This window comes from Cellulomonas gelida (genome assembly GCF_006538725.1).
Lineage (GTDB): Bacteria > Actinomycetota > Actinomycetes > Actinomycetales > Cellulomonadaceae > Cellulomonas > Cellulomonas gelida.
Genome location: NZ_BJLQ01000072.1, coordinates 1 through 5,425, shown reverse-complemented (window position 1 = coordinate 5,425; position 5,425 = coordinate 1). Strand labels below are relative to the sequence as shown.

The following is a 5,425-nucleotide window of genomic DNA, read 5'->3' as shown; positions in this document are numbered from 1 at the left end:
CAGCTCGAGCCGCTCGACGAGGCGCGACAGGCTCGGCTGCGTCAGCAGGCTCTGCGCCCCGAGGTCGCGCAGGCGCGCCGCGCGACCCTCGCAGCGCGAGAGCGTGAACAGCACGTCGTACTCCCGCACCGACATGTCGCCCCACACGTCCTCCGCCGAGAACCGCCGCATGAGCGCGACCTGCGCGCGGAACAGCGACTCCCAGGCCTCGGCCGCCTCGCGGGCCGTCGGTCCTCCCGCCGATCCCCCCACACCGATCCCCTCTCGCGACTGTTGAGGCGTGCGCCGCGACCTCGGGCGGCGCTGACCTCGTCGGACACCCACGTCCGCGCACACTGTCGCACGCTCCTGCGCGCACGTCAGGGCACCGCGCGCGTCGACGGCACGAGCGTGACGGGCGCGCTGATCCCGGTCGGTGCCCCCGCGGCGCGCCCGCGCGTCGCGCGGGCGTCTAGCCTGGGGCGATGAGCACCGAGGCGGGCACCACGACCGGATCCGGCACGACGTACGTCGTCGTCGACGGCGAGAACATCGACGCGACGCTGGGCACCGCGATCCTGGGCGCACGGCCCGCCCCCGACCAGCGTCCGCGCTGGGAGCGCGTGCTGGCGTTCGCGCAGCAGCAGTGGGGCCAGGACGTGAAGGGGCTCTTCTTCCTGAACGCCTCCAACGGCTCGCTGCCGATGAGCTTCGTGCAGGCGCTCCTCGCGATCGGCTTCCAGCCGATCCCGCTGTCGGGCGAGGCGCACGAGAAGGTCGTCGACATCGGCATCAAGCGCACGCTCGAGGCGATCGCGCAGCGGTCGGGCGACGTCATGCTCGTCAGCCACGACGGCGACTTCGCGGCTGAGCTCGCGACGCTCGTCGACGACGACTCGCGGCGCACCGGGCTCATCGCCTTCCGCGAGTTCACGTCGACCGCGCTGTCGGGCCTGACCGCGCAGGGGCTGCACGCGTTCGACCTGGAGCACGACGTGCAGGCCTTCAACGTGTCGCTGCCGCGCGTACGGATCATCCCGCTCGAGCAGTTCGACCCGACGCGCTACCTCTGACCGGACCGCGCCGGGCGAGGGCCGGAGGTCCCAGAGCAGGTCACGGGACCGTAACGGTTACCTGATACTCCGCCGAAGTTACCTAGTACCGCTCGTCCTTTACCTAGTACCCCATGGTCACGGTAATCGGGCCGCTGGTAGACAGTCGCGCGGCCGGACGTCGACGAGGACGACCGGCCCCGGAGTCCCCGGCCGAGTCCACGACGAGGTGGTCAATGAAGCGCAACGTGTTGGCGGGGCTCGTCCTCGCCGTCCTCACGACGGTGGTGGTGGGACTGTCCCTCCTGGGTGCCGACGTGGCACCGGTGGTCCTGCTCGGCGCGGCCCTCGGCGGCGTCCTGGGCCTCGTGCCGGGCGGCTCGGTGGCCGCGCGCGTCGCGGGCTTCCTCGCCGGTGCGGCGCTCGCGTGGGTCGGTTACCTGCTGCGCGCCGCGGCGCTGCCCGACTCGACCGCCGGTCGCGCGGTCGCGGTGCTGATCGTGCTCGCCCTGACCGTCGGCGTGGTCGCCGTCGCGCGTGGCAGGGTCCCGCTGTGGACGCTGCTGCTCGGGGTCGCGGCGGTCGCCGGCGCGTACGAGCGGGTGTACGCCCAGGACCCGACCTCGGTGGTCTCGACCTCGATCGCCACCATCAGCGGCGTGCTCCTCGCCGCGGCCGTCGGCCTGCTGGCCACGGTCTTCCTCGGCCCGGCCGAGGCGGCGGCGCCGGTCGCCGAGGCGTCCGAGGACGCGACCACGCCCGCCCACGGTCTTCCGCTCGCGGCGGCCGTCCACACCGAGCCCCGACGCCCCGCGGCGCAGCCCGTGCTCCAGGAGCCGCGGACGTTCTCCCCCGAGTCCGCGGCTCACCGTCCCTCGCTCGCCCTCGACCCCCGCCCGGAGGCCTGACGTGCGTCGCATCCTTCCCGTCGTCGCTGTCACCGCGACGCTCCCCCTGGTGCTCGGCACCGCCGCCGTCGCCGCCGACGACTCGGGCGACGTCAGCGTCGTCAACACCGAGACCGTGCAGGCGAAGCTCGACGCCACGGGCGCCGTCAAGGAGGCGCGCGTCTACGAGCAGCTCGCCCTGACGGGGCACGGCACCACGACGATCTCCAACCCGGTCTCGACGAGCGGCCTGCGCAACCTCGACGGCTTCGGCTCGTTCCGGGTCGAAGACGGTCGCCTCGTGACCCAGGTCGACGTGGACGGCGAGAAGCGTCTGCGCACCGTGAGCGACTTCGACGGCGACCTGCCGCTCGGCGTCGACATCCGCTACTCGCTCGACGGCAAGACCGTGGCGCCCGGCGACGTCGTCGGCCGGTCCGGCCTGCTCGAGGTGCACTACACCATCACGAACCTGACGAGCCGCGAGGACGAGGTCACGTTCGACGACGGCCGCGGCGGCACGGGAACGGCCACCGCCACGACGGTCGTCCCGATGATCGGCCAGCTCGTCACGACGCTCCCGTCGACCTTCACCGACGTGCAGTCGGGCGAGGCAGGGATCGCCGGCGACGGGCGCGGCGGCACGCGCCTGACCTTCCAGATGACGCTCTTCCCCCCGATCGGCGCGCCGACCGCGGAGTTCGGCTACACGGCGCAGATCACGAAGGGCGTCGTCCCGGCCGCCTCGCTCACGTCGATGCCGGTGTCGCCGCTCGAGTACCCGTCGTTCAAGGGCGGCTCCGCGAGCTACGCGTCGGGCGCCGAGTCGGGCGTCGACCTGACGACCGGTGCCATCACGATCAACGACAACCTGCTGCGGCTGCACGACGGCGCGGCCGAGCTGCTCGCGGGCATCGAGCAGCTCAACGACGGTGCGGGCACGCTCCGCGACGGTCTCGCGCTCGAGGCCGCGCCGGGTGCGGGCGACCTCGCCGCGGGGCTCAACGACAAGCTCCTGCCCGGCTCCCGGACGCTCGCCGACGGCCTCAACGGCCAGATCGTCCCCGGCGCGCGAGACCTCAGCGCCGGGCTCGTCGGCCAGCTCGCTCCCGGGGCCAAGAGCCTCGCCGAGGGGCTCAACGACAAGCTCGCACCGGGCGCGGCGTCCCTCGCCGAGGGCCTGACGGACGTCGCGGCACCGGGTGCCGCCGCGCTCGCGAAGGGGCTCAACGACAGCGCCGCACCGGGTGCGGTCGAGCTCGCCGCGGGCGCCGCGGCTCTCGACACGGGCCTGGCCAGCGCTCGGCTGAAGGCTCCCGCCCTCATCGCAGGCCTGACCCAGGTCGACGAGGGGCTCGCGAAGATCGACAAGGGCCTCGCCGACCTCTCGACGCAGATCGGCGGACTGCCGACCAAGGCACAGCCCCTGCGCGACGGGATCGCCCGGATGCGCGCCGGCATCGGCTCGACCGCGGCTCCCGCCCCGGGACAGCAGCCGACGCTCCTGTACGCGGTCAACGCGATGCGCACGCAGCTCGGGACCGCGTCCTCCACGGCGACGAGCACGGTGACCTCGATCGGTGAGCTCAAGCTCGGCGTCACCGACCCGACCGCGGGGCTCGCCGCCTTCACGGCGATGCTGCCCGCCGGCGCGCAGGCCTCGTACACGGCGGGGCTCGGCCGGGTCGCCGGTGGGCTCGACCAGCTCAGCGACGGCATGACCACGTCGGCCACGCAGCTCGGCACCGCGGCGGCGACCCTCGCGCTCGTCCAGTGCGGCCTGTCGTCTGCCTCGCTCCCCGCGTGCGACCCCGCCAAGCCGGGCCTGCTCGAGGGCCTCGGCGGCCTCGACGCCGGCATCGGCCAGCTCGCGACGACGGTGGTGGACTCCGTCCAGGGCGGCGTCGGCACGTCGAGCGACACGGCCGAGGACGGCACCCTGCGCGGCGGCGTGAACAGCGTCCGTGCGGGCGTCGGCCAGATCCAGGGCGGCGGCGGCGAGCTCGTCGCCGGGCTCGGCAGGCTCGGTGACGGCGCATCGAAGCTCAGCACGGGCGCGGGCCGGCTCTCGACCGGTCTGGCCGACGCCGCGAGCGGGTCGCAGGACCTCGCCGACGGTCTGGCCGGAGCCGCGACGGGCGCCGCCGCGATCTCCGACGGGCTCGGCACCGCGGCGGCGGGCTCGACCAAGGTCTCGGACGGGCTCGGCTCGGCGGCCTCCGGGTCGCAGCGCCTGCTCGCCGGGCTGCAGTCGGCCGCGACCGGTTCGCGCACGCTGTCCTCGGGCATCGGCACAGCGGCCTCGGGCTCGAGCACCCTGGCGGCGGGCATCCAGCGCGCGGCCGACGGCTCCGAGCAGCTCGCCGACGGCCTCGGCACGGCGGCCGGCGCTGCACCTCAGCTGGTCGACGGTGCGCAGCAGCTGTCGGACGAGGGCACCTCGAAGCTCGTCGAGTCCGGTGCGACGACCGCGGCGAAGTTCGGGACGGGCTACGCCGTTCTCGCCGCGGGCGCCGCCCGCACGGCCGAGGAGGGCATGGCGTACGGCGCCCCCGAGGGGGCGACCGGGGCCACGGCGTACTCGATCGAGATCGCCGGGGCCGACGGGAGCGGGGCGACGAACGCGGGCAAGGGCGTCGCAGCGCTCGCCCTGTTCGCAGCGGCTGCCGTGGCCGGCACGGTGCTGCGGCGCCGCTCGGCCTGACCGACACGCAGGGGCGCCCGGGAGCTCGTCCTCCCGGTCGCCCCTGCGTCGTCAGTCGAGCGCGGCGGCGAACCGGCGCAGGGCCAGGTGCGCGAGGCGGCGGTCGGGGGCGAGCGGCGCGGAGACGACGTCGGCGCCCGCCTCGAGCACGCGGTCGAGGAAGTACCCGGGCGCGAGCAGGTAGGACGCGACGACCACGCGCCGGTCGTCGTCGCCGCGCGCCAGGCGCACCGCGTCCGGCACGCGCGGCTGCGCACCCGCGCCGTAGCCGACCACGAGCCCCGGTCCGCGCTCGTCGGGCGGCCCGACGTGACGGTCGAGCAGCGCGGCCAGCGCGGCGGCGACCTCCTGCACGGCCACGGCCGCGGACGGGTCGCGCGAGCCCGCGGCGGCGAGCACGACGGCGTCGTCGGCCGTCAGGCCCACCTCGTCGAGCCGGTCGGCCAGGATCTCGACGAGCGAGGCGTCGGGCCCGAGCGGGGCCGCCGCACGGGCACCGGGGAGGTCGACCGCCTTGCTCACGTCGACGCTCACGTGGAAGCCCACCGACAGGAGCAGCGGCACGACGACCGCCTCTCCCCCGGCGGCGACGACCTCGGTGACGACGTCGCCTACCGCGGGCGTCTGCACGTCGACGAAGGCCTCGCGCACGTCGAGGTCAGGGCGCAGCGTGACCACGTCGGCCAGGATCGAGCGCACCGCCGCGCGCCCGTCGTGGTCGTCCGTCCCGTGCGAGCAGCCGATCAGGACGGGGGGTCGACCGGCGGGTGGCGTCTCGCTCACGAGACCGCCAGCTCGAGCCG

General features: G+C 75.0%; 5 protein-coding genes. 3 read left to right on the top strand and 2 right to left on the bottom strand.

The annotated features are described in order from the left end of the window. Positions 1 to 252 (bottom strand): MarR family transcriptional regulator (locus CGE01nite_RS16535; RefSeq protein ID WP_141371756.1); only part of this gene is annotated, 252 nt, incomplete at its 3' end. A gap of 212 nt (positions 253 to 464) precedes the next feature. Between CGE01nite_RS16535 and CGE01nite_RS16530 the strand changes: the two genes are divergently transcribed. The 3 genes from CGE01nite_RS16530 to CGE01nite_RS16520 all read left to right on the top strand — a co-directional run bounded on the left by CGE01nite_RS16530 (position 465) and on the right by CGE01nite_RS16520 (position 4,622). Then, a complete protein-coding gene (locus CGE01nite_RS16530) occupies positions 465 to 1,052 on the top strand; it encodes an NYN domain-containing protein (protein ID WP_141371755.1) in 588 nt (195 codons plus the stop codon). A gap of 215 nt (positions 1,053 to 1,267) precedes the next feature. After that, the gene (locus CGE01nite_RS16525) at positions 1,268 to 1,939 is read left to right on the top strand and encodes a hypothetical protein (protein ID WP_141371754.1); all 672 of its coding nucleotides are present in this window, start codon (positions 1,268 to 1,270) and stop codon (positions 1,937 to 1,939) included. Position 1,940: 1 nt separating this feature from the next. Continuing rightward, the gene (locus tag CGE01nite_RS16520) at positions 1,941 to 4,622 is read left to right on the top strand and encodes a hypothetical protein (protein WP_141371753.1); all 2,682 of its coding nucleotides are present in this window, start codon (positions 1,941 to 1,943) and stop codon (positions 4,620 to 4,622) included. A 51-nt stretch (positions 4,623 to 4,673) separates the two neighbouring features. On the opposite strand, the gene CGE01nite_RS16515 is transcribed toward CGE01nite_RS16520, so the two are convergent. Then, positions 4,674 to 5,405 carry a sirohydrochlorin chelatase gene (locus tag CGE01nite_RS16515; protein ID WP_141371752.1) on the bottom strand — a complete coding sequence of 244 codons (732 nt, stop codon included), beginning with the start codon at positions 5,403 to 5,405 and terminating at the stop codon, positions 4,674 to 4,676. Positions 5,406 to 5,425 lie beyond the last annotated feature (20 nt).